The sequence below is a fragment of the Leclercia sp. Marseille-Q4284 genome (assembly GCF_916618945.1).
GTDB classification, from domain to species: domain Bacteria; phylum Pseudomonadota; class Gammaproteobacteria; order Enterobacterales; family Enterobacteriaceae; genus Enterobacter; species Enterobacter tamurae.
On the sequence record NZ_CAKAKG010000001.1, the window covers coordinates 870,531 to 895,279 of the forward strand.

Genomic DNA, 24,749 nt, shown 5'->3' on the forward strand with positions numbered 1-24,749 from the left:
ACATAAAAAAAGGCAACTTACGTTGCCTTTTTACATTTACCATGCCGCCGGGCATGTAGTTATCAGTCTTTATCTGCCGGACTCAGGGTCACGGAAGAGAGATAGTTCAGCAGGGCGATATCGTTTTCCACACCCAGTTTCATCATCGCAGATTTCTTCTGGCTACTGATGGTCTTGATGCTGCGGTTCAGCTTCTTGGCAATTTCCGTTACCAGGAAACCTTCTGCAAACAGACGCAACACTTCGCTCTCTTTCGGTGACAGACGTTTGTCACCGTAACCGCCAGCGCTGATTTTTTCCAGCAGACGGGAGACGCTTTCCGGGGTAAATTTCTTCCCTTTCTGCAGCGCGGCCAGCGCTTTTGGCAGATCGGTTGGTGCGCCCTGTTTCAGGACAATCCCTTCGATATCGAGATCCAGAACGGCACTTAAAATGGCCGGGTTGTTGTTCATGGTCAGCACGATGATCGAAATACTCGGGAAATGACGCTTGATGTATTTGATCAGCGTGATCCCGTCACCGTATTTATCTCCAGGCATGGAAAGGTCGGTGATGAGCACGTGCGCATCAAGTTTTGGCAGGTTATTAATCAGTGCTGTGGAGTCTTCAAATTCGCCGACTACATTCACCCACTCGATCTGTTCAAGTGATTTGCGAATACCGAACAGTACAATCGGATGGTCATCGGCAATAATTACGTTCATATTGTTCATGTATAAGGCTACCTTGCTACAGCAAGCTTTTGACATAATCGTCAATGTCGCTGATGTATTTTTCTATGCTGGCGGCATCTTTCTCACGAATAAGATGTTCCAGCGTTTCACATAATTGCTTGCCTGGAACCAGATTAAGCATGGCAAACACCCCTTTGAGCCGGTGTGCTGTCTGAGCCAGCGCTGCGAAGTCGTTCGCGGCGGATTCAGTATACAACCTCTTAACATCATCTGGTACTGTGTCTACGAAGAGAGAATAATAGCCGCTGGCCTGCAGTTCGGCATTTTCATTGCCGCCCAGTGGGGATTCCGGGATCGTTTCCTGCGCCAGTTGCTCCTCTATTAGTTGTAGTACAGCTTCCTGCATCGCATTGCTCATATTAAAGTTGACGCGCACCTGGCCGGGGCCAATTTTTCGCACGCCTGGCTCATCATCGCTTAAAAGCAAGCCCGAGGCAGTAAGATTAGACGGATTATCCGTTAAAAAGAGATCATATTCTTGACTTGCCAGCCTTTCGTCCGGGGAGATACAGGTCGCACCCCAGTTTTCCAGCTGACGCACCACGATACTGCGGATCTCATTCGACGTCACATCCACCATGATCACCACGTCGTCCAGCAGGCCCTCATCGTCCTCGGTTTCCTGCGGGGTGGCCGGCATTTTCACATGCAATGAATAACGGGTGCCCAGCGACTCACGGGCTTTGATATTCAGGTGGCCGCCAAGCTTACGCGCCAGCTGATCGCACAGCCAGAAGGTGAGGGCGTTGGCTTTACCGTAGTTGTCGCCCTGGGTATCGTTCAGGAACGGGAAGTGCAGGTTATCGATTTCACTGGCCGTGACCCCTTCGCCGGTATCGAGGATACGGAAGGTGAGACGGTCATCGGCCGACTCATCGCTGCTCACTTCAAGCGTGATTTTGCCAATCTGGGTGGTGGTCACCGCGTACTGGATCAGCATCAGCAGGATGCGACGCAGCGCGTCACGGTCGCCGTGGCGCTCATCGTTGGCGCGCAGCGGGTTGTTAATCAGCAGCTGTAGCCCTTTACGCTTGATCACCGGCAGCACCTCCGGCACCACTTCATCGATAAGATCCTGAATCGAGAACAGCGTGGCGGTGCTCTTCCAGCTGTCATTTTCCAGCATATTGGCGAGCTGGATCTCATCCACCAGACGCACCAGTGTATCGGCATGACTGGACAGCTGTAGGCTTTCCGGGCTGCTTAACTGCGCTGCTTCGCTGGCCAGCGCCTTCAGCGGAAGTTTGAAGGCGTCGCCAATATTCTGCATAAAGGCCGCCCGGCCCTGCTGGTTCTTCTCGTACAGCCTTTGTGCCTGCTTGAGCTTTTTATTCACCAGCACCTCGCGATCCTGATCGCGAATGATAAAGATCTGCGTGCGCGACGCCACCTGGCTGCGGAACTGGCGGATCTCATACAGCTCATTGTTGATGGTGGCCTGAATCACGCCCTGATGCTGATCTGCCATGCTGGTAATGTTCTGCAGATTCAGGTGCGGCAGCAGGTGATCGGCGATCTTATTGCTGATCACCGTGCGGTTGGCCTCCTGGTCGTGCACCAGCAGACCGAGCGGCAGCACCGAGACAATCTCTTCATTCAATGCGCGCAGGACGCGCAGCTCGTTGCTGGTGCCGCTGGCGACGGGAACATCGCTCTGGCGACCCGGCTGCGAGCGGAAGGTGCTGTAACCAAACAGCGCCAGCGCCAGCAAACCGATATTGAGCAGCAGCGGCAGCAGGATATTTTGCAGCGTATCCAGCAGCAGCGTACCAAAAGGCACCTGCCAGACCAGACGCATACCGGTGGTGTTCAGGGAGGAAGCAATCTCGATTTTCGATCCGTTAAAGGAGATCGAGACGCTATCGGGGCTCTCTTTGTCCGTCTGCGCGCGCTGGTTTTGCACCGAGGTGTCCTGCTCGAGGCGGAAGCTGTCGAGCGGCATATCCGGGGGGATCAGATCGTTGATTGGCAGATCGAAGGCCACTACCGTCGCCAGATGGCCTGGCTGGTTGAAGGTGGTGCGCAGGGTAAAGTAGTGGCCATTCTGCCAGGCCAGTCGGCGCAGGGAAGAGAAGCTTTCGCGCTCATCCAGGGCATTGGCCTGCTGCAGCATCTCCGCACGACGGGAATCGACAATCGAACCCACCGACGACTCTTTAAAACCGGAGGAGAGGTCTTTCAGCGGCAGGGTGGAGATCAGGATCATGCTGTTGTCCTGACCGTTGAGATAGTACATCGACCAGGGCACGGTCTCCGCGCCCCACAGCGTATCGAGATAGGTCGACATGCGCTGGGTCATCTCCAGCGTAGCGCTGTCGTGTGAGCCAAAGATCAGGGCTTCGGTTTTGCGCCGCGTTTTCTCCAGATAGTAGACGTCCTGCTTCAGGCGCGTCTCCTGCAATCCTTCAGCGGAGGAGGTCGTTGGGGTAGCCGCGATGTTGTCGTAAATCTGCCAGGTTGCGTAGCGCCAGGTGTCGATACGTTTATGCATGGCGTGGCTGATATCAACAATCTGATAGCTTCTGTCTTTTAACCAGGTGTTCACCGCGCTCTGTACCATTACGCCCATGGTCACTAACAGCACAACGATCAATAGAAGAAAGAAACGGGTAATACTGCCCGGAAGCAGAGAAAATTTGTTCGCGGCTGTGGTTTCTGACTGACTCATTGATGTGTTTAACCCGTTATGGCTGCGCTTCAGGCGAATAGGGCAGTATAAAGCGTAATAATCGAATTTCCAGCTTCACGCCACTTAGAGGCTGACTTTTTCGCTCCGTTGCGTGAGGCAGAGGGGGTGTCTTAAATCTGTACGGTCGAACTTTTATTGTACAAATAAGGGACAATATATGGAAAAAATAGCACGAATTAACAAGAAATTAAATTAGCCATTCCATTTTTAAGCCTAAAAATAGCACGCTAAGATTTAATTAATAGTCGTTATAGTTTCAGGCAGGTAGCACAAATATGCGGGATTTGCGTAAAGAAAGGTAAAAAAAAACCGAACGCATTGCATTCGGTTCAATTCGGGATAAACAGACATTCAAATATGAATGACGGTAATAAATAAAGTTAATGATGATAGCGAGAGATATTTTAGTAGCCGGATGAATTTTTGTTTTGGCAATCAGTGCTATAATGAATTTTTATATAAGTCATTGAATTAAATAATTAATTTTAAAATTTTGTTTTTTAGTGCTTTATTTTTTAACTTTGCGTGCGGCAAAAAAGTTCCCTCATTTTTACAAATTGAAACATCTATGCGGCAATATGAAACATCTTAAAAGTTTTCGTATCATATTCTTATTGGATTATTCTGTATTTTTGAGGAGAATGAACTTGCCGACTGGTTAAGAGGGTTGATCAGTAAGCAGTGGTAATAAAAGACATATAACAGAGGGTTAAAATAATGAAAGTTAAAGTACTGTCCCTCCTGGTACCAGCACTGCTGGTAGCAGGCGCAGCAAATGCGGCTGAAATTTACAACAAAGACGGCAACAAATTAGATCTCTACGGCAAAGTAGACGGTCTGCACTATTTCTCTGATGACGAAGGCGCTGATGGCGATCAGACCTACATGCGTATCGGCTTCAAAGGCGAAACTCAGGTTAACGATCAGATCACTGGCTACGGTCAGTGGGAATACAACGTTCAGGCTAATGACACTGAAAGCAGCAGCAACCAGTCCTGGACGCGTGTGGCCTTCGCCGGTCTGAAATTCGCTGAAGCAGGTTCTTTCGACTACGGTCGTAACTACGGCGTGATCTACGACGTAACTTCCTGGACCGACGTTCTGCCAGAATTCGGCGGTGACACCTACGGTTCTGACAACTTCCTGCAATCCCGTGGTAACGGCGTTGCGACCTACCGTAACCAGGACTTCTTCGGTCTGGTTGAAGGCCTGAACTTTGCTCTGCAGTACCAGGGTAAAAACGGCAGCGTCAGCGGTGAAAACGATACCGGTCGTAGCCTGCTGAAACAGAATGGTGACGGCTTCGGCGGCTCCCTGACCTATGACCTGGGCGAAGGTTTCAGCGTAGGTGCAGCAGCAGCCTCTTCCAAACGTACCGCAGACCAGAACGGCCCAGGCGTTTATGGCCGTGGCGACCACGCTGAAGTGTATAGCGGTGGCCTGAAATACGACGCGAACAACCTGTATCTGGCAGCGCAGTACTCCCAGACTTACAACGCGACCCGTTTTGGTGACTCTCAGAGCGACGCCGACAACGCTGTTTACGGCTTTGCGAACAAAGCACAGAACTTCGAAGTGGTTGCACAGTACCAGTTCGACTTTGGTCTGCGTCCATCCGTGGCTTACCTGCAGTCTAAAGGTAAGGACATCGAAGGTAACGGCGACCAGGATCTGCTGAAATATGTTGATGTTGGCGCGACTTACTACTTCAACAAAAACATGTCCACCTATGTTGATTACAAAATCAACCTGCTGGATGCAAATGCCTTCACCGATCGTGCCGGCATCAGCACTGATGACATCGTAGCCCTGGGCCTGGTTTACCAGTTCTAAGTCTTACGCAGTAGTGCAAAAAGGGGCCAACTGGCCCCTTTTTTTGGCCCTGCTATCAGCCCCTTACAAAGCCTGCTTTTTAGTGTACTCTTGCCGGTCTCAGGCTTGAGGATAATAACGAATGGAAATTACTTTTCTGCGCGTCGGTTTTCTGGCGACACTTTTTATGCTTTCTGCGTGCGATGCACCCACCCCTCCGGTCAAGAGCGAAACCGCTGCCGCGACGGTGCTGGAAGGCAAAACCATGGGCACCTTCTGGCGCGTTAGCGTGATTGATCTCCCGGCGGCCCGGGCGGAAGAGCTGCGCGGGAAGATCCAGTCCCAGCTGGACGGCGATGACCAGCTGATGTCTACCTATAAAAATGACTCCGCCCTGATGCGCTTTAATCACTCCCAGAGCACCTCCCCCTGGCCGGTGAGTGAGGCGATGGCCGATATCGTCACCGAGTCGCTGCGGGTGGGTTATAAAACCAACGGCGCGATGGATATCACCGTCGGTCCGCTGGTTAACCTCTGGGGCTTTGGCCCGAACAAACAGCCGGTGAAAACTCCCGATCAGGCACAGATTGACGATGCCCGGGCGCAGACGGGCCTGCAGCATCTGACGGTCATCAATCAGTCCGGCAAGCAATACCTCGAAAAAGATATCCCCGATCTGTTCGTTGATCTATCGACGGTCGGAGAGGGCTATGCCGCCGATCACCTGGCCCAACTGATGGCCGAAGAGGGGATCCCGCGCTACCTGGTGTCGGTGGGCGGGGCGCTGGTCAGCCGCGGCATGAATGCCAGCGATAAACCCTGGCGCGTGGCGATCCAGAAACCCACCGATCGGCAAAACGCCGTGCAGGCCATTGTGGATATTAACGGCCACGGCATCAGCACCTCCGGCAGCTACCGTAACTATTATGAGCTGGACGGAAAACGCATCTCCCATGTGATCGACCCCCAGACCGGCCGCCCGATTACGCACAATCTGGTGTCGGTGACGGTGATCGCCCCGACGGCGCTGGAAGCGGATGCCTGGGATACCGGCCTGATGGTGCTGGGAACAGAGAAAGCCAAAGAGATCGTGCGCGAGCAGGGTCTGGCGGTCTATATGATCGTTCGCGAAGGGGAGGGCTTCAAAACCTGGATGTCCCCGCAGTTCGCCAGCTTCCTCGTCAACGGGGCGAATTAAAAAGCAAGGTTGCGGGTTTTTGTCGGGTGGCGTTCAGGCAGGCTAGGCGTATGCTTATATAAGGAGCCGATCATGAAAAAGCCGAACCTGATAAATGATGATCAACGCTGGCTGGCGGTGCAGGCCCGTGATGAGAGTGCCGACGGTCAGTTTGTGTTTGCCGTACAGACCACCGGCATCTTCTGCCGTCCCTCCTGCCGGGCGCGCCACGCTCTGCGCGAAAACGTTCGCTTTTACGCCGATGCCCGTCAGGCTGAGCTGGCGGGTTTTCGTCCCTGCAAGCGCTGCCGCCCGGATCAACTGGATCCCCAGGCGCAGCGGATCGCCACCATCGAAAAAGCCTGTCGCTTACTGGAGCAGGAGCAACCGCTGACGCTGGACATGCTGGCGCAAGCGGTGGCGGTGAGCCCGTATCACCTGCATCGTCTGTTCAAATCCTTCACCGGCATGACGCCGAAAGCCTGGCAGCAGGCGGCCCGGGCGAAACGACTCCGCGACGCCCTGGCCCAGGGCGAGAAGATCACCGATTCGGTGCTGGCGGCGGGTTTTCCCGACAGCAGCAGTTACTATCGCAAGGCTGACGCCACGCTGGGTATGACGGCGAAGCAGTACCGCAACGGCGGGGAGGAAACCACCGTGCGCTATGCCCTGAGCAGCTGCACGCTGGGGCGCTGCCTGGTGGCGGAGAGCGCACGCGGTGTCTGCGCCATTTTACCCGGGGATGAGGACCGTGCCCTGATTGCCGAGCTGGAGACACTCTTTCCCCACGCCCAACGAGAACAGGCCGATGCCGCCTTCGCCGCGCGCGTCGCCCAGGTGATCGCCAGCGTGGATAATCACGCCGTGGCACTGGCCCTGCCACTGGATATTCGCGGTACAGCCTTCCAGCGTCAGGTCTGGCAGGCCCTGTGTGCCATTCCGGGCGGGGAGACCGCGAGCTATCAGCAGGTGGCCAACGCCATAGGTCATCCCGGTGCGGTGCGGGCGGTGGCCCGGGCCTGTGCCGCCAACAGGCTGGCGATTATCATCCCCTGCCACCGGGTGGTGCGTAGCGACGGCGGGCTCTCGGGCTACCGCTGGGGCACGGCCCGTAAAGCGGCGTTGCTGCGCCGTGAAGCCAATAAAGAGGAGGTATAATGCTGGATCTTTTTGCGGATGCTGAACCCTGGCAGGAGCCGCTGGCACCCGGGGCGGTGATCCTGCGCCGCTTTGCGCGGGCAGGGGCCCCGGATTTAATGCAGGGGATCGAACAGGTCGCCAGCGCCTCGCCGTTTCGCCAGATGGTCACCCCGGGGGGATACACCATGTCGGTGGCGATGACCAACTGCGGCGGACTGGGCTGGACTACCAATCAACGCGGCTACCTCTATTCTCCGGACGATCCCCTGACCGACACCCGCTGGCCGCCAATGCCTAACGCTTTTGCCGCCCTGTGCCATGATGCAGCCTGCGCGGCCGGTTATCCCGACTTTCAGCCGGATGCTTGTCTGATCAACCGCTACGCCATCGGGGCTAAACTCTCCCTGCATCAGGATAAGGACGAGGCCGACCTGCGGGCGCCGATTGTCTCGGTCTCACTCGGCCTGCCCGCCGTCTTCCAGTTCGGCGGATTACGGCGCAACGATCCGCTGCAACGCCTGCTGCTGGAGCATGGTGACGTGGTGGTGTGGGGCGGGTCATCCCGCCTGTTTTATCATGGTATCCAGCCCCTTAAACCGGGAGAACACCCTGTCACAGGAGAGTATCGCTACAACCTGACCTTCCGTCAGGCGGCGAATAACGAATAAAAATAAGAATTATTCTTGATGTAAGTGACGAGCAGTTTACACTGCTGGCTGTTTTTTCTTGTCTGGATTGCTCTGCATGGAACTCCTGTTACTGGTCTGGCGCCAATACCGCTGGCCGTTTATCGCGGTGATGGCCTTAAGCCTGCTCAGCGCCACCCTGGGTATTGGACTTATCGCCTTTATCAACCTGCGTTTGATTGAAACGGTGGACACCACCCTGATGGTGTTGCCGGAATTTCTCGGCCTGCTGGTGCTGCTGATGGCGGTCACCCTGGGTTCGCAGCTGGCGCTTACCACCCTCGGTCACCACTTCGTTTTCCGCCTGCGCAGCGAGTTTATCAAGCGTATTCTGGATACCCAGGTTGAACGCGTCGAGCAGCTGGGCAGCGCCTCTCTGCTGGCCGGGTTGACCAGTGATGTGCGCTCAATCACCATCGCCTTTGTGCGTCTGCCGGAGCTGGTGCAGGGGATTATCCTGACCTTCGGCTCAGCCGCCTATCTGGCCTGGCTCTCCACCAAAATGCTGGCGATCACCGCCCTGTGGATTGTGATCACCATCTGGGGCGGTTACATGCTGGTGTCGCGCGTCTATAAGCACATGGCGGTGCTGCGTGAAACCGAAGACAAGCTCTATAACGACTATCAGACGGTGCTGGAAGGGCGCAAAGAGCTGACCCTGAACCGCGAGCGCGCCGAGCACATCTTCAATAACCTCTATATCCCGGATGCCCGCGAATATCGCCATCACATTGTGCGGGCCGATACCTTCCATCTGAGCGCGGTCAACTGGTCAAATATCATGATGCTGGGGGCGATTGGCCTGGTCTTCTGGATGGCGAACAGCCTTGGCTGGGCGGATACTAACGTCGCCGCTACCTACTCGCTGACCCTGCTGTTCCTGCGTACGCCGCTGCTCTCCGCCGTCGGTGCGCTGCCGACCCTGCTCAGCGCCCAGGTGGCCTTTAACAAGCTGCGCAAGTTTTCGCTGGCCCCTTACAAAGCCGAATTCCCGCGCCCGCAGGCCTTCCCGGACTGGCAGACGCTGGAGCTGCGCAACGTCACCTTTACCTATCAGGACAACGACTTCTCTGTCGGACCGGTGAACTTAACCCTTAACCGCGGCGAGCTGCTGTTCCTGATTGGCGGTAACGGCAGCGGAAAATCGACGCTGGCGATGCTCCTCACCGGCCTGTATCAGCCCCAGTCGGGCGAGATCCTGCTGGACGGTAAACCGCTGAGCGCCGAAAAACCGGAAGATTACCGCAAGCTGTTCTCTGCGGTATTCACCGACGTGTGGCTGTTCGATCAGCTGCTGGGCCCGGAAGGCAAGCAGGCCGATCCGGCGCTGGTGGAGAAGTGGCTGGCGCATCTGCAAATGTCGCACAAGCTGGAGCTGCAGGATGGCAAGATCCTCAACCTCAAGCTGTCGAAAGGGCAGAAGAAGCGCGTGGCGCTGCTGCTGGCGCTGGCAGAAGAGCGCGACATCATTCTGCTGGATGAGTGGGCCGCCGATCAGGACCCGCATTTCCGCCGCGAATTCTACCAGGTGCTGCTGCCGCTGATGCAGCAGATGGGTAAAACCATCTTCGCCATCAGCCATGACGATCACTACTTTATTCATGCCGACCGCCTGCTGGAGATGCGCAGCGGTCAGCTGAGTGAGTTGACCGGCGCTGAACGTGATGCCGCGTCGCGTGATGCAGTGGCCCGTACCGCCTGAGTATCAAATATGCCGGGGGCGGTTTCGCCGTCCCCGGTCTGTAACTGCCGCTTTTTTGTTCTTCCCGCCGATTCGTTTATTAAAATTTACACAACCCCGCGCTATGCTTAATGCCAACTCATTTAATGGATTTATGAATTATGTCTGTATTGAATAAGAACAGCGCACGGCTGCGCGATGAAGAGCGTGCGCGCCTGATCTGGCTGATGACCACCGACAAAGCGCTTACCTCTACCCTGCTGGGTAAACTCACCCTGGCTGAGCAATATGACGTCGGCACCTTAGCCGACGATATTGCTGAGGTAGGGGCGCTGGTAGCCCATTTACCGCCGCCGGATCTGGCCGACACCCTCGAAGCCTTACCTTCGGAAGAGCGCCATGCCCTGTGGCGGCTGGTGCAGGATCACGAGCGTGGTCAGGTGCTGGTGGAGGCGTCCGAGAACGTCTGGGAAGATCTGATCGATGAGATGAGCGACGACGCGATCCTCGATGCGCTGCGTACCCTGGATATCGACGATCAGATCTATCTCGTGCAACATCTGCCGCGCAACCTGACCGGACGCCTGCTGGCGTCGTTGCCGCCTCAGGAACGCGCCCGCGTCCACCAGGTCATGCACTATGAGCAGGACCGCGTCGGGGCGATCATGGAGTTCAGCGTGATCACCGTACGCCCGGACGTCACCCTGGGCACGGTCCAGCGTTACCTGCGTCGGCTCGGTAAAATGCCGCAAAACACCGATAAGCTGTTTGTGACTTCCCGGGATAAAACCCTGCTCGGCGAGCTGGAGCTGCAGACCATTCTGCTCAACAGCGCCCAGAGCAAGGTCAGCGAGGTGATGGACCCCCAGCCGATGCTCTTCTCCCCGGAAGATGATGCTGAAAAAGCCGCGCGTACCTTCGAGCGTGACAACCTGCTCAGCGCCGCGGTAGTGGATGCCGTGGGCAAGCTGTTAGGGCGACTGACCATCGATGAGATCGTCGATGTGGTCTATAAAGAGACCGACAACGATATGCGCGCCCTCGGGGGCCTCAGCGCGGAAGAGGATGTCTACGCCCCGGTGAGCAAGGCGGTGAAAACCCGCTGGGCATGGCTGGCGATCAACCTCTGCACCGCGTTTATTGCCTCCCGTGTCATCGATGGATTTGAACACACCATCTCGCAGCTGGTGGCTTTGGCCTCGCTGATGCCTATCGTGGCAGGCATTGGCGGCAATACCGGTAACCAGACCATCACCATGATTGTGCGCGCCCTGGCGTTGCAGCACATCCAGCCGGGCAACTTTACCTTCCTGATTTTGCGTGAGCTGGGCGTGGCGTTGATCAACGGCCTGGTGTGGGGCGGGATTATGGGCGGTATCACCTGGTGGCTATACGACGATATGGCCCTGGGCGGAGTGATGACCCTGGCGATGGTGCTGAACCTGCTGGTGGCGGCGATGATGGGGGTGATCATTCCGTTAACCATGACCCGCCTCGGGCGCGACCCCGCAGTGGGGTCGAGCGTGATGATCACCGCTATCACCGATACCGGCGGGTTCTTTATTTTTCTTGGCCTGGCGACGCTGTTTCTGCTGTAGCGGCGTTATGGCGTCGCAGGCGGGCAGGGAGGATCGCCATCAGGATAATCCCGCCCAGCACGCCAATCGCCAGATTGCCGGTTGAGACGGTGGCCGCAACGGTCACCAGCATCACCAGCGTTTCAGCCACGGGGGCCTCTTTGACGGTGCCCGGCTGAATACTGTGCCAGTTGAAGGTTTTCACCGCGACGATCGCCATGATCCCCGCCAGCACCGCCATCGGGATTTTGGCCATCACGTCGCTCAGGGCTGTGACCAGCAACAGCAGCACCAGCCCGGCGGCCAGGGTGGAGACGCGGCTGCGCCCTTTACCCATTTCGACGTTAACGATGGTCTGACCGATCATCGCGCACCCGGCGATCCCGCCAAAGAAGCCCGCCATGATATTGGCTACGCCCAGCCCCATGCTCTCGCGGCGCTTGCTGGACGGCGTGGCCGTCAGCTCATCCACCAGTTTCGCCGTCAGCAGCGACTCCATCAGGCCAACAAAGGCAATGCTCAGCGCGCAGGGCCAGATAATGCTCAGGGTATGCAGGTTAAGCGGCACCAGCATCTGGGTGATCCCCGGCAGACCGCCGCCGATCGAGCCTTCGTCGCCGACGGTCGGCAGCAGCTGGCCGCTGGTAACGGTAAACAGGGTCAGGACCACAATCGCAATCAGCGGAGAAGGGATACTTTTAATGTAGCGGGGTGCCCAGAGCACAATCAGCAGGGTCAGAACAAACAGGCCGACAATCAGCGGGCTTTTGCTCCAGAAATGCGGCACCTGGGCAAAGAAAATTAAAATCCCCAGCGCGTTCACAAACCCGGTCATCACTGACTGGGGAATAAAGCGCATCAGGCGCGCCATTCCCAGCGCACCAAACAGGATCTGGATCAGGCCCGCCAGCAGCACCGCCGGCAGAATATATTGCGCGCCATGCTGATGAACCATCGGCCCAATCACCAGCGCCACGGAACCCGCAGCGGCGGTTACCATCGCCGGGCGTCCGCCCATTACCGACAGCGCCAGGCATAATACCACCGAGGCGAACAGGCTCACTTTCGGATCGACGCCCGCCACAACCGAGAAGGAGATGACCTCTGGAATGAGCGCCAGGGCGGTGATGACACCGGCCAGGGTTTCACGCATCAACAGCGACGGAGAACGCAGAACCGATAAGGTCCGGGGAGAGGTATGGGTTTGAGACATAGTTTTTCGCAGGTTAGTGGCGCTGGGCAGGATCTGTGCGGCCGATCACAAAGGGCAGCATAGTAGCGGTAAAATGCCCACGTTGCCAGCCCGGCAGCGTCATACCCCTACAAATACCGCGACATTAATTATCATAATTACAATAATTATTTAACCTTTAAACAATATTTAATTATTGCTACCGTGGCGCCGCAATCGACTTCATCTGCATACATAGCGAACAAAACGCTTATTACGAAGGCACTAATTATGAAAAAAATGACTGCCCTGTTGCTGGCTGCGGCGGCAAGCTTTAGCGTTGCCCCGATGGCGGCGAAGGCTCAGGCATCGCAGGATCAGGAAACGGACGTTCTGTTAATTGGCGGCGGGATCATGAGCGCCACGCTGGGAACCTATCTGCACGAACTTGAGCCGAACTGGTCCATGACCATGGTTGAACGCCTGGACGGCGTGGCGCAGGAGAGCTCTAACGGCTGGAATAACGCCGGTACCGGCCACTCGGCCTTAATGGAGCTGAACTACACTCCGCAGAAGAAAGACGGCTCTATCAGCATTGAGAAAGCCGTGGAGATCAACGAAGCATTCCAGATCTCCCGTCAGTTCTGGTCTCACCAGGTGAACAGCGGCGTATTGCACGATCCGCACAGCTTCATTAACACCGTCCCGCACATGAGCTTTGTCTGGGGCGACGACAACGTTAACTTCCTGCGCGGTCGTTATGCTGCCCTGCAGCAAAGCTCGCTGTTCCGCGGGATGAAGTACTCCGAAGATCACGCTCAGATCAAAGCGTGGGCACCGCTGGTCATGGAAGGGCGAGACCCGAACCAGAAAGTTGCGGCGACCCGGACCGAAATCGGTACCGACGTGAACTACGGCGAAATTACCCGTCAGCTGGTGGGCTCTCTGCAGAAAAAAGAGAACTTCAACCTGTCGCTGAACAGTGAAGTGCGCGGCTTTAAGCGTAACGCGGACAACACCTGGAGCGTGACCGTTGCCGATCTCAAGCACAATGAAGAAGAGCACGTCATCAAGGCGAAGTTCGTCTTTATCGGTGCGGGCGGCGCGGCGCTGAAGCTGCTGCAGGAAACCGGCATTCCGGAAGCGGAAAACTATGCAGGCTTCCCGGTTGGCGGCCAGTTCCTGGTGTCGGAAAACCCGGAAGTGGTGAACCGTCATCTGGCGAAGGTGTATGGTCAGGCGTCCGTGGGCGCACCACCGATGTCGGTGCCGCACATCGACACCCGTATTCTTGACGGCAAGCGCGTGGTGCTGTTTGGGCCGTTCGCGACCTTCTCAACCAAGTTCCTGAAGAACGGTTCGCTGTGGGATCTGCTCAGCTCTACCACCACTTCGAACGTGGGACCCATGGTCGATGTCGGTCTGGATAACTTCGATCTGGTGAAATACCTGATTAGCCAGGTGATGCTCTCCGATGACGATCGCTTTGAGGCGCTGAAAGAGTACTATCCGGACGCGAAGCTGGCAGACTGGCGTCTGTGGCAGGCGGGTCAGCGCGTGCAGATTATCAAGCGTGACGAAGAGAAAGGCGGCGTGCTGCGTCTGGGCACTGAAGTGGTCAGCGATAAAGAGGGCACCGTGGCCGCGCTGCTGGGGGCATCCCCGGGGGCATCCACTGCTGCACCGATCATGCTGCATCTGATGGAAAAAGTGTTTAAAGACAAAGTCGCAAGCCCGGAATGGCAGGCGAAGCTGAAGACCATTATTCCGTCTTACGGTACGGCGCTGAACGGCAACGTTGACGCTACCGAGCAGGAGCTGGAGTACACCAGCCGCGTACTGCAGCTGAAGTATGAAAAGCCGCAGGCACCGGATGTGGCGCCTCAGGCTGAGCCGCAGGCGACATCCCAGCCGGAAAGCAAACCGGTCGCGGATATCGCGCTCTGATACAAAAAAGCCGGGTTATCTGACCCGGCTTTTTTATTAACGCGCGACGGCGTTCCCGACCTTATCGTCGGCCTGCCAGATGCGGTATTTCACCTCAACGTTGTCCGGCGTATAGACCACAATCGGCAGCTTGCTGTTGTAGCGCAGCAGTCTATGCTCCCCCAGACTGGCGGTCACAAATTTCGCCCTCTTTTTCCCTTCCGGGCAGGCCATCATGGTCGAAACCGGCGAGGTGACCTTATCAAAGACATAATAGTCGTAGCCCCAGCCTTCCAGCGTCTTGCTGGTTAACTGGCCGCCCAGGCGATGCACGTTGCAGTCCACCTCCAGCGTCTGGCCGATCAGCAGCTCAACTTTATAATTTGCTTCATCTTTCTGCGCGGGCAGGTCGATAACCTGGCGCTTCATCCCGTGCTCCGCCTGCGGATACGGGGCCGTTTTCTCAAGCGGTTGAGCGGCAGGGGCGGCATATGCGCTGGCACAGGCCAGGGCCAGCAGGGCGACGACGCTTTTAGGTGCGTTTTTCACAGTCATTCCTTTTTATGTCAAACGATTCACGCCTACACTAGCATAAGTGGTGTTTATTGCCTTTATTTTATTTATATCTGGTTTATATCACTGGTTATTTGCCTTTGTTGTGGTTTTAAATACTGGATTGGTGCCGGGGCGACGATCGTGGTAGGGTTAGCGGCAATCATTGTTATTCATCTGTGAAGGAATAAATGCATGGTACGCCAAAAACTTAACACGCCGGCCGGGAAAAAATTTCTGCTGGCACTGCTGACGGTGTTTATGATCGCGGTGATTGGAGTGGGCCGTGTGACGATCGTCGGTGTGATTGAGCAGTACAACATCCCGCTGACGTCGTGGACCACCAGCATGTACGTTCTGCAATCGGCGATGGTGCTGGTCTACAGCACGGTCTTTACCGTTCTGCTGGCCATCCCGCTGGGGATTTTTTTCCTCGGGGACAGCGATAAGCACTGAGTTTTCCCGCTAGCAGGAGTGGCGCATGGTCTCCCGGTTTTCCACGCTGAGCCGGATCCCCAAAGGGGTCTGGGTGGTTGGCGGCGTCAGCATGTTGATGGATATCTCTTCGGAGATCATTCATAGCCTGTTACCGCTGTTTATGGTGACTACGCTGGGTGCCAGCATCATCTTTATTGGCCTTATCGAAGGACTGGCGGAAGCCACGGCGCTGATCGTCAAGGTCTTCTCCGGCGCCATCAGCGACTATCTCGGAAAACGCAAAGGGCTGGCGCTGCTGGGCTACGGGCTGGGTGCGGCCAGCAAGCCACTGTTTGCGCTCGCGTCCTCGTCGGGGATGATCCTCGGGGCGCGCTTAATTGACCGGGTAGGGAAGGGGATCCGCGGCGCGCCCCGTGACGCGCTGGTGGCTGACGTGACGCCGCCGGAACTGCGCGGGGCGGCATACGGGCTGCGTCAGTCAATGGATACCATCGGCGCGTTTCTTGGTCCGTTGCTGGCGGTCGGCATGATGCTGCTGTGGAACGACGATTTCCGCACCATCTTCTGGATCGCCGTTATCCCCGGCGTGCTTGCCGTCGCGCTGCTCTTTTTTGGCCTGCATGAACCCGCCTCTCCCGTCACCCATAAACGCACCAATCCGATCAAAAAAGAGAATCTGAAACGCCTCGGGGCGAGCTGCTGGTGGGTGATTGGTCTCGGCGCGGTCTTTACCCTGGCCCGCTTCAGTGAGGCCTTTCTGGTGCTGCGGGCCCAGCAGGCGGATATTCCGCTGGCGCTGATCCCGCTGGTGATGGTCGCCATGAACCTGCTTTACGCCTTTTCTGCTTATCCGTTCGGCAAACTCTCTGACGTCATGAGCCACACCCGCCTGCTGCAGTGGGGGCTGGTAGTGTTGATCGCGGCGGATATCGTGCTGGCGCTCACCACCCACTGGGCGGGGATTATCCTCGGCGTGGCGCTGTGGGGCATCCATATGGGGATGACTCAGGGACTGCTCACCGCGATGATCGCGAAAACGGCACCCGCCGATCTGCGCGGTACCGCCTTTGGTCTGTTCAGCATGGTGAGCGGCGTGGCGCTGCTGATTGCCAGCCTGGGCGCGGGAATCATCTGGGAAGTGTGGGGGGCGGAATATACCTTCTACGCCGGAGCGGCGATCTGCCTAGTGACCCTGGCCTATCTCCTCAGGCGTCCGGCAGCGTTGTAAAGTGCGCAGCTGCGGAAAATTATTGCGTTAAAAATTCGGAGAGTTAGCGCCGTTTTGTTACCAATGTGGTCCTTTCTATCAGGAGATTTTTATGAAAAGGACCACACTGTATTCCGCGCTGGCATCAGCTCTGCTGCTGCCTTCTCTTTACGCTCATGCCGGCCCGCAGGCGCACGTTGTCTGCGCTTACAACCACACTCTGGGGGATGACGCCGTAATGATGTTCGGCAAAGTCAATCAGGCGATGTGGCACGACTTTTTTGGCAACACCCGCACCGATGCGTTCTCATCCTATGCCTCGCTGCGCAAGCAGTCAGAAACCACCTGCGATAACAAAGCCGACAGCTCGGCCTACTGGGCACCCTCCCTGCGTCTCCCGGACGGTACGGTGGTCAAGCCTGCCTACCAGAAAACCTATTATCAGGCTTCAAATGTCGATCAATATCCCCTCAGCCCGTTCCCTGCCGGGCTGGCGATGGTGGCGGGGGATCATCACGGCACCAGTCCTAACTCGCGGATCACCTTTTTATGCGCCAACGGCAAAGGTTACAGCAATAAAATCGGGGAGGTGTGCGGCCTGAGAAAAGCCAAAGATGCGGTGCAGTTCAATATCGGCATCCAGTTCCCCAACTGCTGGGATGGCATCAACCTGAAGCCGCATCACGGGATGGCTAACGCGGCCTATGATGTGAAAGGGCAGTGTCCTTCCGGCTTCCCGGTGAAGATCCCGACGGTGAACATGAACGTGGCTTACGTGCTGCACGGTATCACCTCCCTGGATACCGCCAAAGCGCAGCTGTCCCTCGATCCCACCATGAACGGCGACGCGCGCGAGGAGCACTGGGGCAGTCTGTACACCGCCCATGCCGACTTTATGAACGGCTGGACCGAAGAGGGAGCGCGCTTTATGACCGAGATGTGCATGAACCAGGGCATGGATTGCGGCACCAACGTCCCGTATGGCTATTCGAAAGCGAAGGCCAACGTCTGGGTGAGCAGCGAGGCGCCAACCACGCCGGTTCCGACGGCACAGACCCTGTTAATTCAGGATAACTGGAAGAACGGCGGTCGTACCCGTAACGTCGAGACCATGAGCCTGGTGAAATTTAAGATCCCTGCGCTGCCGACCGGCCAGGATCCGTCCCTGTTTAAGTACAAAGTGCGTATCTTCGGTGGGAAAGTCGAAGCTAACGGCGCGGATCAGATCTTCTTCTATCCCGCCAGCAACGACTGGGATCCGGCCACCGTTACCTGGAAAAAACGGCCTTCCTGCAACTACAGTTCGGATGCGATCCTGTATCTCAACAACAAACGTGAGTACCGGATGGTCGATGTCGACAAGGCGGTGCGTAAAGCGCTGGCCGCAGGGAAAACCGAGATCTCCTGGTACATCGGTGGCGATCGTCAGGGCAATCACTACCAGTTCAGCCCGGCGGATTCCAGAGAGAGCCTGATGCTGATGCTGAGCGGGTACAAACATACTCCGGAAATCTGACAGGCATAAAAAAACCAACCGCAAGCGGTTGGTTTTTTTTGAGGAATTTTTGGTCGGCACGGAGAGATTTGAACTCTCGACCCTCGCCACCCCATGACGATGCGCTACCAGGCTGCGCTACGTGCCGACACGAAAATTTATACTACCTATTTCCGCGTTTAATGCAAGGTCAGTTCAGGCTAACTGATTAATTTTAAATCAGTTAGCGATGAACCGTTTTTCATCCGTCAACACCTGTAACAGCAGGCTGAGCTGCGGCGTCTGGTCGTTGAGTTTTTCACCCTGCAGGTTATAGGTTTTGTAATTCCCGTTGCTGCTCAGGACCAGCGTCAGGGCTGGCGTCGTGACGGCCAGCGTATTGTTGCTGGCGGCGGTCACCCAGTTGTGGCGACGGGTGGCGCTGAACAGATCCTGACCCTGGGAATACTCATTGGCTGGCGTGCTGACGTGGAGCAGACGCTGCATCAGAGTGGTCATCACATCTTTGTGATCGGTCAGCATGTTAATGCGCTGCGATGGTGTGCCAGGCCAGTGGATCACCAGCGGAACATGCAGACGAGGGCGGGACCAGTCGACATCGTTGCGCTCGTTGCCCAGCGGCACGCCGTGACCCGCGGTGATCACTACCACCGTATTCTCCAGCTTGCCGGATTCACGCAGGGCGTTCAGCACGCGCGCAATCTGGGCATCCACATCGCCGGCAGCCTGAGCGTAGCGGCGGGCAAAGGTTTTCTGGTTACTGTCATCCAGGGTGGTGCTGTTGAAGGCAACCCAGGAGAACCAGCGGTTATCGTCCTGGGCATAGCGGTTCAGCCAACTGATCCACTGTCCGGCGGTCTGAGCGTCGGACTGGCTGCGGGTGGCCGGCAGCGAGAAGTCGGACAGCAGCGCCTGACGGAAGAGCGGGCTGCTGAAGCCATCAGACGAGAACAGCCCCAGCTGGTAACCCTGCTGGTTCAGGCCGGTGATCAGCGCCGCAGGAATACGCGACGACAGCACGCCGTCCATATAGCCCGGCGAAATGCCGTAGAACAGGCCGAAGATCCCGGTATCGGTAGCGTTACCGGAACTCATATGCTGGGTAAAGTTGATGTTCTTATCGGCAAACTCCGCCAGCGTCGGCATCTGCTTCTCAAAGCGCGAGTAGTTCAGGCCGTCAACGGTGATCAGCAGGACGTTCTGGCCCTGGCCCATATCACGGTAGCGCAGATCGCTGAGCGGATACTGCACCGATACCGCTTCGGGATCGCCTTGCTCAATCAGGCGGCGCTGATACTCCTGCGCATCCAGCAGGCCGTGTTTCTCGAGGAAGCGGCGGGCGGTCATCGGATAGGAGAGCGGCAGGTTTGCGCGCTGCATAGTGATTGGCCGATAGAAGTTGGCATCCGCCCAGATATACATGAAGTGCGAGCCGATAAAGGCCACGAAGAACAGAGCGGCAACCGGTTTGGCGTAGCGACGACGACGCGTCAGGCTGCGCAGCTTTTGCCAGCTCCAGGTGGCAAAAAGCATCTCAATCAGCAGAATAATGGGCACGCTGATAAACATCAGCTGCCAGTCACGCGCGGTTTCGTTCTGGTCGGGGTTAATCACCAGTTCCCAGACGACAGGATTTAGATGCAGGTGGAAACGGGTAAAGACTTCGCTGTCGATAAGCAGCAGCGTCATGCCCACAGTGGCCAGGATCGCGGAGACAAACCGCATCAGCCGCTGCGACATGACGACAAAGGTCAGCGGGAAGAGGATCAGTAAATAGGTGGCGAAGACCAGAAAGCTGAAATGGCCTATGACGCTCATCCACGAATAGACGCGTCCGGCCAGTGTTGTCGGCCAGTCGGCGACAAACAGATAACGACTGCCCAGCACCATCGCCAGCAGAATGTTAAACAGGGCAAACCAGTGCCCCCAGCTAACCATCTGGGAGACTTTTTCACGGTAGCGCTGACGATTCGTCACCATAAACTGTCGTTCGTTTCCCTTAGTGCGCCTGGTCGTCGTTAACCGAGGACTGTAAGGCCTGAGCGAAAGATTTCGCGATCGCCTGGCGCTGGGCCGGCGCAACGCTGGTATTGATAAGGTTAGTCACCATATTGCCCAGAACCATCAGGGAAAGGTCGGTTGGCGCCTTATGTTTTTCCAGTACGTTGAGCAGCTCACTGAGCATTTGTTCAACGTGTTCATCACTGTAGCGGGAGAGTTGTGGCATAAATCGAAATCTGTTTGTAGAGGAAAGGGCAACATATTACCGTAGCAACAGCTTTTTTTCCCCTTTTTTATCTTCGGTTGCATACATGTCTGGCGGGTGGTTGAATACGGCCCGGTCTAAAAGGAGAGTTTATCATGAGTCTGGATATCAACCAGATTGCCCTGCACCAGCTTATCAAGCGTGATGAGCAAACCCTTGAGCTGGTGCTGCGCGATTCGTTACTGGAACCTACCCCTACCGCGGTTGACATGATCGCGGAGCTGCACCGAGTTTACAGCGCCAAAAACAAAGCCTATGGCCTGTTCAGCGAAGAGAGTGAACTGGCGCAGACCCTGCGCCTGCAGCGTCAGGGCGAAGAGGATTTCCTCGCCTTCAGCCGGGCCGCTACCGGCCGTCTGCGCGATGAGCTGGCTAAATACCCGTTTGCCGACGGCGGGATCGTCCTGTTCTGCCACTATCGCTACCTGGCGGTGGAGTACCTGCTGGTGGCGGTACTGAACAACTTAAGCAGTATGCGCGTCAATGAGCAGCTGGATATCAGCTCTACCCACTATCTGGATATCAACCACGCGGATATCGTGGCGCGTATCGATTTGACCGAATGGGAAACCAATCCGGAATCGACCCGCTATCTGACCTTCCTGAAAGGGCGGGTAGGGCGCAAGGTTGCCGACTTCTTTATGGATTTCCTCGGCGCCAGCGAAGGCCTGAACGCCAAAGCACAGAACAAAGGCCTGCTGCAGGCGGTGGATGACTTCACCGCGGAGGCCGAGCTGGACAAATCCGAGCGCCAGAACGTGCGTCAGCAGGTGTACGCCTACTGCAACGAGCAGCTGCAGGCGGGAGAGGAGATCGAGCTGGAATCCCTCTCTAAAGAGCTGGCTGGCGTCAGCGAAGTGAGTTTCCAGGACTTTACGGCAGAGAAAGGCTATGAGCTGGAAGAGAGCTTCCCGGCGGATCGCAGCACCCTGCGTCAGCTCACCAAATTTGCCGGTAGCGGCGGTGGGTTAACCATTAACTTCGATGCCATGCTGCTGGGTGAGCGCATTTTCTGGGATCCGGCGACCGACACGCTGACCATTAAAGGCACCCCGCCAAACCTGCGCGATCAGCTGCAGCGTCGCACTTCCGGCGGTAAATAACAGCCATAAAAAAACCCCGCAATGCGGGGTTTTTTCTCGATACGTTAGCGATTACGCGCGAACGAAGTCGATGTGAGACAGTTTTGGCTTGAACGGGTGACGCTGAACAGCCTGAACCTTCACTTTTTCTTCTTTACCGTCAACAACCAGGGTCAGAACTTCGCCGTAAAAACCAGGCTTGTCCTGCAGGTTCCACACTTTGTCGTGGTCCAGTTCGATTGCGATCGGAGCAGCTTCGCCGCCATAGATGATGGCAGGGAATTTGTTTGCTACGCGCAGGCGGCGGCTCGCACCCTTGCCCTGCTCTTTACGTGCTTCTACATTGATAGTTAACATTGATTTCTCTCTGTACATATTATTCCTGCTACAGGCGACCCAGCAGCAGGTAAGTGTTCAGCCTCACGGATGTGAAGCGGGCGGCATTTTATACTCAAATGACCCGCACATCAATGAAAAGTCCCTTTATCCCCGTAATTCATTGGCCCGGCGGTAGCGACCTTCATAATCAAAAACCTTCTCACGCACCTGCCAGAACTGCCCTTTTTTCCGCGCCACCACGAAGTCAGGGTGGCGCAGCAGCGGCTGTTGATGGACGATGTCCGCCGCGGTTATCCAGCGCAGCGGCACACCCGGCGTGCGGGTATGCGGGCGGATAAACAGCTGTTCAAAGGCGGTACGCTGGGCGGGCGTCTGCAGACGGAAGCGCTCACTCACGTCAGCGCCATCCTCATCGTAATAGGTAATTTTCAGCCATTCGCCTTTCTCATCCGCGCCGTGGGCCAGCACCATCCCACTGCAGCGCAGCACCAGCGCGTCCTTCAGCTTCAGGGCCGCTTTCAGCATATCGTCGGGATCGACCAGCACCGTATCGCAGGCGCGACAGCGGCGGGCGGCAATGTCATTTTCGGCGTTACACTGCGGACAGTTTTTAAAGCGGAAGCGGTAGTCGCACTGCTCGCGATGGCCGTCGTCATCTTCAAACCAGCCCTGACAGCGGCGGCCAAAGTGTTCAATCAGGGTGCCATCGGCGGTGGTTTTGCCCCAGAAGGTGTTGGCAAACCCGCAGCCGGGACAAAATACCTGCACGGGGACGTTGTCACTTTTCCCCTTTGGCGCCCCCACTTCCGGGGCGTACAGGTCGTGTGGGTTCCCGGCATAATCCAGAATCAGGCAGTCGGTTTTGCCGGGGGCTAAACGCAGGCCGCGGCCGACAATCTGCTGATAGAGGCTGACCGATTCAGTCGGACGCAGAATGGCGATCAGATCCACGTGCGGGGCGTCAAAGCCGGTAGTAAGCACTGACACATTGACCAGGTAGCGGAACTGCTGCGCTTTAAAATCGTCAATCAGTCGATCGCGCTCGCTGCCCGGCGTTTCGCCGGTGATAAGCCGCGCTTCGCTGGGGGGCAGCAGGCCGGTGATTTCCCGGGCGTGCTCCACGGTAGCGGCAAAAATCATCACCCCTTTGCGTTCGGCGGCAAACTCCATTATCTGGCTGATGATGTGCGGGGTAATACGATCCTGCTTTTTCAGCTCGTGGTTGAGATCCGCCTCGCTGAACAGGCCATTGCTCTGCACCTGCAGCCGGCTGAAATCGTACTGCACTACCGGCATGTCCAGCCGCTCCGGCGGCGTCAGGTAGCCGTGTTTAATCATGTAGCGCAGGGGCAGCTCGTAAATGCAGTCGCGGAACAGCGCCTTTTCATTGCCGCGCACCATGCCGTGATAATGAAAGCGGTAGATCCAGCCTTTACCGAGGCGGAACGGGGTGGCGGTAAGCCCCAGCAGACGGATGTGAGGATTCACGCTCTTCAGGTGGGCCAGGATCTGCTGATACTGGCTGTCGTCGTCATCGCTGATGCGATGGCACTCATCCACGATCAGCAGCGAGAACTCGCTCTGAAACTTGTCCAGATTGCGCGCCACCGACTGCACGCTGCCAAACACCACTTTGCCGTGACTCTCTTTGCGCTGTAACCCGGCGGCAAAAATATCGGCCTCGAGGCCCAGCGCCAGATACTTGGCATGGTTCTGCGCCACCAGCTCTTTGACGTGCGCCAGCACCAGCACGCGCCCGCGTGCCAGGCGCGCCAACTCGGCGATCACCAGGCTTTTGCCCGCCCCGGTGGGCAGGACGATGGCGGCCGGTTCTTTATGCTGACGAAAGTGGGCGAGGGTGGCGTCCACGGCTTCCTGTTGATAGGGGCGAAGTGTAAAGGTCATGGTTACTCAGCTTTGTTATCCCGCATATAGTATGCCACGAAACTTTTTCCCTTGAGTGGCGCACAGAGCCCGTTATACTGAGCTGTTGTTAACTGCTTCTTTTCCGGGCGCCTCGTCCGGCTCCTGGCACCTTTAAGGCTAAAATTATTTCATGCGACTTGATAAGTTTATCGCTCAGCAACTCGGCGTAAGCCGCGCTATTGCTGCGCGTCTGATTCGCGGCAGCCACGTTACTGTGGATGACGATATCGTGCGAGACAGCGCGTTCAAACTCCAGCCTGAGCATCAGGTGGAATATGAAGGCAATTCGCTGACCCAGCAGAACGGCCCGCGTTACTTCATGCTCAATAAGCCGCAAGGCTATGTCTGCTCGACTGACGATCCCGATCATCCGACCGTGCTCTACTTCCTGGATGAGCCTGTGGCACATAAGCTGCACGCCGCCGGACGTCTGGATATCGACACCACCGGCCTGGTGCTGATGACCGATGACGGTCAGTGGTCGCACCGTATTACCTCGCCGCGCCACCAGTGCGAAAAGACCTATCTGGTGAACCTCGAATCGCCGGTGAGTGACAGCACGGCAGAACAATTCGCCCACGGCGTCCAGCTGCATAATGAAAAAGATCTGACTAAACCCGCCGTGCTGGAAGTGATCACCCCTACCGAAGTGCGTCTGACCATCAGCGAAGGGCGCTACCATCAGGTAAAACGCATGTTTGCTGCCGTGGGTAACCACGTTGTCGGTCTGCATCGCGAACGGATCGGCGAGATCGCTCTCGACCCGGACCTTGCGCCAGGCGAATACCGCCCGTTGACGGAAGAAGAAATTGCCAGCGTTGGCCTCTCTTCACGCTAATTTCAGGAGTTAA

General features: G+C 56.6%; 19 protein-coding genes, 1 tRNA gene and 1 pseudogene. 12 read left to right on the forward strand and 9 right to left on the reverse strand.

What is annotated here, in order from left to right:
• Positions 1-62: 62 nt before the first annotated feature.
• Both rcsB and rcsD read right to left on the reverse strand, forming a co-directional pair.
• Positions 63-713, reverse strand: coding sequence for a response regulator transcription factor RcsB (rcsB, locus tag LG383_RS03995; RefSeq protein WP_106995396.1), 651 nt, complete (start codon positions 711-713; stop codon positions 63-65).
• 16 nt (positions 714-729) lie between these two features.
• Entirely contained in the window at positions 730-3,402 is a 2,673-nt protein-coding gene (gene rcsD, locus LG383_RS04000) for a phosphotransferase RcsD (protein WP_106995395.1), read from the reverse strand.
• 738 nt (positions 3,403-4,140) lie between these two features.
• On the opposite strand from rcsD, the gene LG383_RS04005 reads away from it, so the two are divergent.
• From LG383_RS04005 to mgtE, 6 genes are all read left to right on the forward strand, one after another.
• Positions 4,141-5,256 (forward strand): porin OmpC, encoded by a 1,116-nt coding sequence (locus tag LG383_RS04005; protein ID WP_225758375.1) that lies wholly within the window; start codon positions 4,141-4,143, stop codon positions 5,254-5,256.
• A 121-nt stretch (positions 5,257-5,377) separates the two neighbouring features.
• Complete coding sequence (apbE, locus tag LG383_RS04010; protein WP_166183025.1) at positions 5,378-6,433, forward strand: FAD:protein FMN transferase ApbE; 1,056 nt, start codon at positions 5,378-5,380, stop codon at positions 6,431-6,433.
• A gap of 72 nt (positions 6,434-6,505) precedes the next feature.
• Positions 6,506-7,570 (forward strand): bifunctional DNA-binding transcriptional regulator/O6-methylguanine-DNA methyltransferase Ada, encoded by a 1,065-nt coding sequence (gene ada, locus LG383_RS04015; protein ID WP_225758376.1) that lies wholly within the window; start codon positions 6,506-6,508, stop codon positions 7,568-7,570.
• Positions 7,570-8,220: a DNA oxidative demethylase AlkB gene (alkB, locus tag LG383_RS04020; protein WP_225758377.1), complete on the forward strand. Its 651-nt coding sequence runs from the start codon at positions 7,570-7,572 to the stop codon at positions 8,218-8,220. The genes ada and alkB overlap by 1 nt, the downstream gene beginning before the upstream one ends.
• 76 nt (positions 8,221-8,296) lie before the next feature.
• Positions 8,297-9,940, forward strand: a complete 1,644-nt coding sequence (locus LG383_RS04025) for a multidrug ABC transporter permease/ATP-binding protein (protein WP_225758378.1) — start codon at positions 8,297-8,299, stop codon at positions 9,938-9,940.
• 140 nt (positions 9,941-10,080) lie between these two features.
• On the forward strand, positions 10,081-11,517 hold the full coding sequence (gene mgtE, locus LG383_RS04030) for a magnesium transporter (protein WP_166183021.1): 1,437 nt from the start codon (positions 10,081-10,083) through the stop codon (positions 11,515-11,517).
• On the opposite strand, the pseudogene LG383_RS04035 reads toward mgtE, so the two are convergent.
• Positions 11,480-12,770: pseudogene (locus LG383_RS04035) on the reverse strand (SulP family inorganic anion transporter). The gene mgtE and the pseudogene LG383_RS04035 overlap by 38 nt on opposite strands.
• A gap of 188 nt (positions 12,771-12,958) precedes the next feature.
• Here LG383_RS04035 and mqo point away from each other — a divergent pair.
• Entirely contained in the window at positions 12,959-14,614 is a 1,656-nt protein-coding gene (gene mqo / locus LG383_RS04040) for a malate dehydrogenase (quinone) (protein WP_225758379.1), read from the forward strand.
• Positions 14,615-14,650: 36 nt separating this feature from the next.
• On the opposite strand, the gene eco is transcribed toward mqo, so the two are convergent.
• Positions 14,651-15,148 carry a serine protease inhibitor ecotin gene (eco, locus tag LG383_RS04045; protein WP_225758380.1) on the reverse strand — a complete coding sequence of 166 codons (498 nt, stop codon included), beginning with the start codon at positions 15,146-15,148 and terminating at the stop codon, positions 14,651-14,653.
• Between the two features lie 192 nt (positions 15,149-15,340).
• Here eco and LG383_RS04050 point away from each other — a divergent pair, with 192 nt between their 5' ends.
• The 3 genes from LG383_RS04050 to LG383_RS04060 all read left to right on the forward strand — a co-directional run bounded on the left by LG383_RS04050 (position 15,341) and on the right by LG383_RS04060 (position 18,306).
• Positions 15,341-15,601, forward strand: coding sequence for a DUF2534 family protein (locus LG383_RS04050; RefSeq protein WP_106995385.1), 261 nt, complete (start codon positions 15,341-15,343; stop codon positions 15,599-15,601).
• A 25-nt stretch (positions 15,602-15,626) separates the two neighbouring features.
• Entirely contained in the window at positions 15,627-16,811 is a 1,185-nt protein-coding gene (locus tag LG383_RS04055; protein ID WP_225758381.1) for an MFS transporter, read from the forward strand.
• Between the two features lie 91 nt (positions 16,812-16,902).
• Complete coding sequence (locus tag LG383_RS04060) at positions 16,903-18,306, forward strand: DUF1996 domain-containing protein (protein WP_225758382.1); 1,404 nt, start codon at positions 16,903-16,905, stop codon at positions 18,304-18,306.
• A 50-nt stretch (positions 18,307-18,356) separates the two neighbouring features.
• Here the strand turns inward: LG383_RS04060 and LG383_RS04065 are convergent.
• The 3 genes from LG383_RS04065 to LG383_RS04075 form a co-directional block, all read right to left on the reverse strand.
• Positions 18,357-18,433: transfer RNA gene (locus tag LG383_RS04065), tRNA-Pro, on the reverse strand.
• Between the two features lie 71 nt (positions 18,434-18,504).
• Positions 18,505-20,265 carry an LPS biosynthesis-modulating metalloenzyme YejM gene (gene yejM / locus LG383_RS04070; RefSeq protein WP_225758383.1) on the reverse strand — a complete coding sequence of 587 codons (1,761 nt, stop codon included), beginning with the start codon at positions 20,263-20,265 and terminating at the stop codon, positions 18,505-18,507.
• A gap of 19 nt (positions 20,266-20,284) precedes the next feature.
• Positions 20,285-20,512 (reverse strand): YejL family protein, encoded by a 228-nt coding sequence (locus LG383_RS04075; protein ID WP_032612681.1) that lies wholly within the window; start codon positions 20,510-20,512, stop codon positions 20,285-20,287.
• Between the two features lie 134 nt (positions 20,513-20,646).
• Here LG383_RS04075 and yejK point away from each other — a divergent pair, with 134 nt between their 5' ends.
• The gene (gene yejK / locus LG383_RS04080; RefSeq protein WP_106995381.1) at positions 20,647-21,654 is read left to right on the forward strand and encodes a nucleoid-associated protein YejK; all 1,008 of its coding nucleotides are present in this window, start codon (positions 20,647-20,649) and stop codon (positions 21,652-21,654) included.
• Positions 21,655-21,705: 51 nt separating this feature from the next.
• On the opposite strand, the gene rplY is transcribed toward yejK, so the two are convergent.
• Together rplY and LG383_RS04090 are read right to left on the reverse strand one after the other, a co-directional pair.
• The gene (gene rplY, locus LG383_RS04085) at positions 21,706-21,990 is read right to left on the reverse strand and encodes a 50S ribosomal protein L25 (RefSeq protein ID WP_106995380.1); all 285 of its coding nucleotides are present in this window, start codon (positions 21,988-21,990) and stop codon (positions 21,706-21,708) included.
• Positions 21,991-22,116: 126 nt separating this feature from the next.
• The gene (locus LG383_RS04090) at positions 22,117-23,877 is read right to left on the reverse strand and encodes a DEAD/DEAH box helicase (RefSeq protein WP_225758384.1); all 1,761 of its coding nucleotides are present in this window, start codon (positions 23,875-23,877) and stop codon (positions 22,117-22,119) included.
• Between the two features lie 151 nt (positions 23,878-24,028).
• Here LG383_RS04090 and rsuA point away from each other — a divergent pair, with 151 nt between their 5' ends.
• Positions 24,029-24,736 (forward strand): 16S rRNA pseudouridine(516) synthase RsuA, encoded by a 708-nt coding sequence (gene rsuA, locus LG383_RS04095; protein WP_106995378.1) that lies wholly within the window; start codon positions 24,029-24,031, stop codon positions 24,734-24,736.
• Positions 24,737-24,749: the final 13 nt, after the last annotated feature.

Excerpts from the sequence above, each read along its gene's own strand:
- rcsB (WP_106995396.1), bottom strand. The coding sequence starts at position 713 with ATGAACAATATGAACGTAATTATTGCCGATGACCATCCGATTGTACTG.
- rcsD (WP_106995395.1), bottom strand. The coding sequence starts at position 3,402 with ATGAGTCAGTCAGAAACCACAGCCGCGAACAAATTTTCTCTGCTTCCG.
- LG383_RS04005 (WP_225758375.1), top strand. The coding sequence starts at position 4,141 with ATGAAAGTTAAAGTACTGTCCCTCCTGGTACCAGCACTGCTGGTAGCA.
- apbE (WP_166183025.1), top strand. The coding sequence starts at position 5,378 with ATGGAAATTACTTTTCTGCGCGTCGGTTTTCTGGCGACACTTTTTATG.
- ada (WP_225758376.1), top strand. The coding sequence starts at position 6,506 with ATGAAAAAGCCGAACCTGATAAATGATGATCAACGCTGGCTGGCGGTG.
- alkB (WP_225758377.1), top strand. The coding sequence starts at position 7,570 with ATGCTGGATCTTTTTGCGGATGCTGAACCCTGGCAGGAGCCGCTGGCA.
- LG383_RS04025 (WP_225758378.1), top strand. The coding sequence starts at position 8,297 with ATGGAACTCCTGTTACTGGTCTGGCGCCAATACCGCTGGCCGTTTATC.
- mgtE (WP_166183021.1), top strand. The coding sequence starts at position 10,081 with ATGTCTGTATTGAATAAGAACAGCGCACGGCTGCGCGATGAAGAGCGT.
- mqo (WP_225758379.1), top strand. The coding sequence starts at position 12,959 with ATGAAAAAAATGACTGCCCTGTTGCTGGCTGCGGCGGCAAGCTTTAGC.
- eco (WP_225758380.1), bottom strand. The coding sequence starts at position 15,148 with ATGACTGTGAAAAACGCACCTAAAAGCGTCGTCGCCCTGCTGGCCCTG.
- LG383_RS04050 (WP_106995385.1), top strand. The coding sequence starts at position 15,341 with ATGGTACGCCAAAAACTTAACACGCCGGCCGGGAAAAAATTTCTGCTG.
- LG383_RS04055 (WP_225758381.1), top strand. The coding sequence starts at position 15,627 with ATGGTCTCCCGGTTTTCCACGCTGAGCCGGATCCCCAAAGGGGTCTGG.
- LG383_RS04060 (WP_225758382.1), top strand. The coding sequence starts at position 16,903 with ATGAAAAGGACCACACTGTATTCCGCGCTGGCATCAGCTCTGCTGCTG.
- yejM (WP_225758383.1), bottom strand. The coding sequence starts at position 20,265 with ATGGTGACGAATCGTCAGCGCTACCGTGAAAAAGTCTCCCAGATGGTT.
- LG383_RS04075 (WP_032612681.1), bottom strand. The coding sequence starts at position 20,512 with ATGCCACAACTCTCCCGCTACAGTGATGAACACGTTGAACAAATGCTC.
- yejK (WP_106995381.1), top strand. The coding sequence starts at position 20,647 with ATGAGTCTGGATATCAACCAGATTGCCCTGCACCAGCTTATCAAGCGT.
- rplY (WP_106995380.1), bottom strand. The coding sequence starts at position 21,990 with ATGTTAACTATCAATGTAGAAGCACGTAAAGAGCAGGGCAAGGGTGCG.
- LG383_RS04090 (WP_225758384.1), bottom strand. The coding sequence starts at position 23,877 with ATGACCTTTACACTTCGCCCCTATCAACAGGAAGCCGTGGACGCCACC.
- rsuA (WP_106995378.1), top strand. The coding sequence starts at position 24,029 with ATGCGACTTGATAAGTTTATCGCTCAGCAACTCGGCGTAAGCCGCGCT.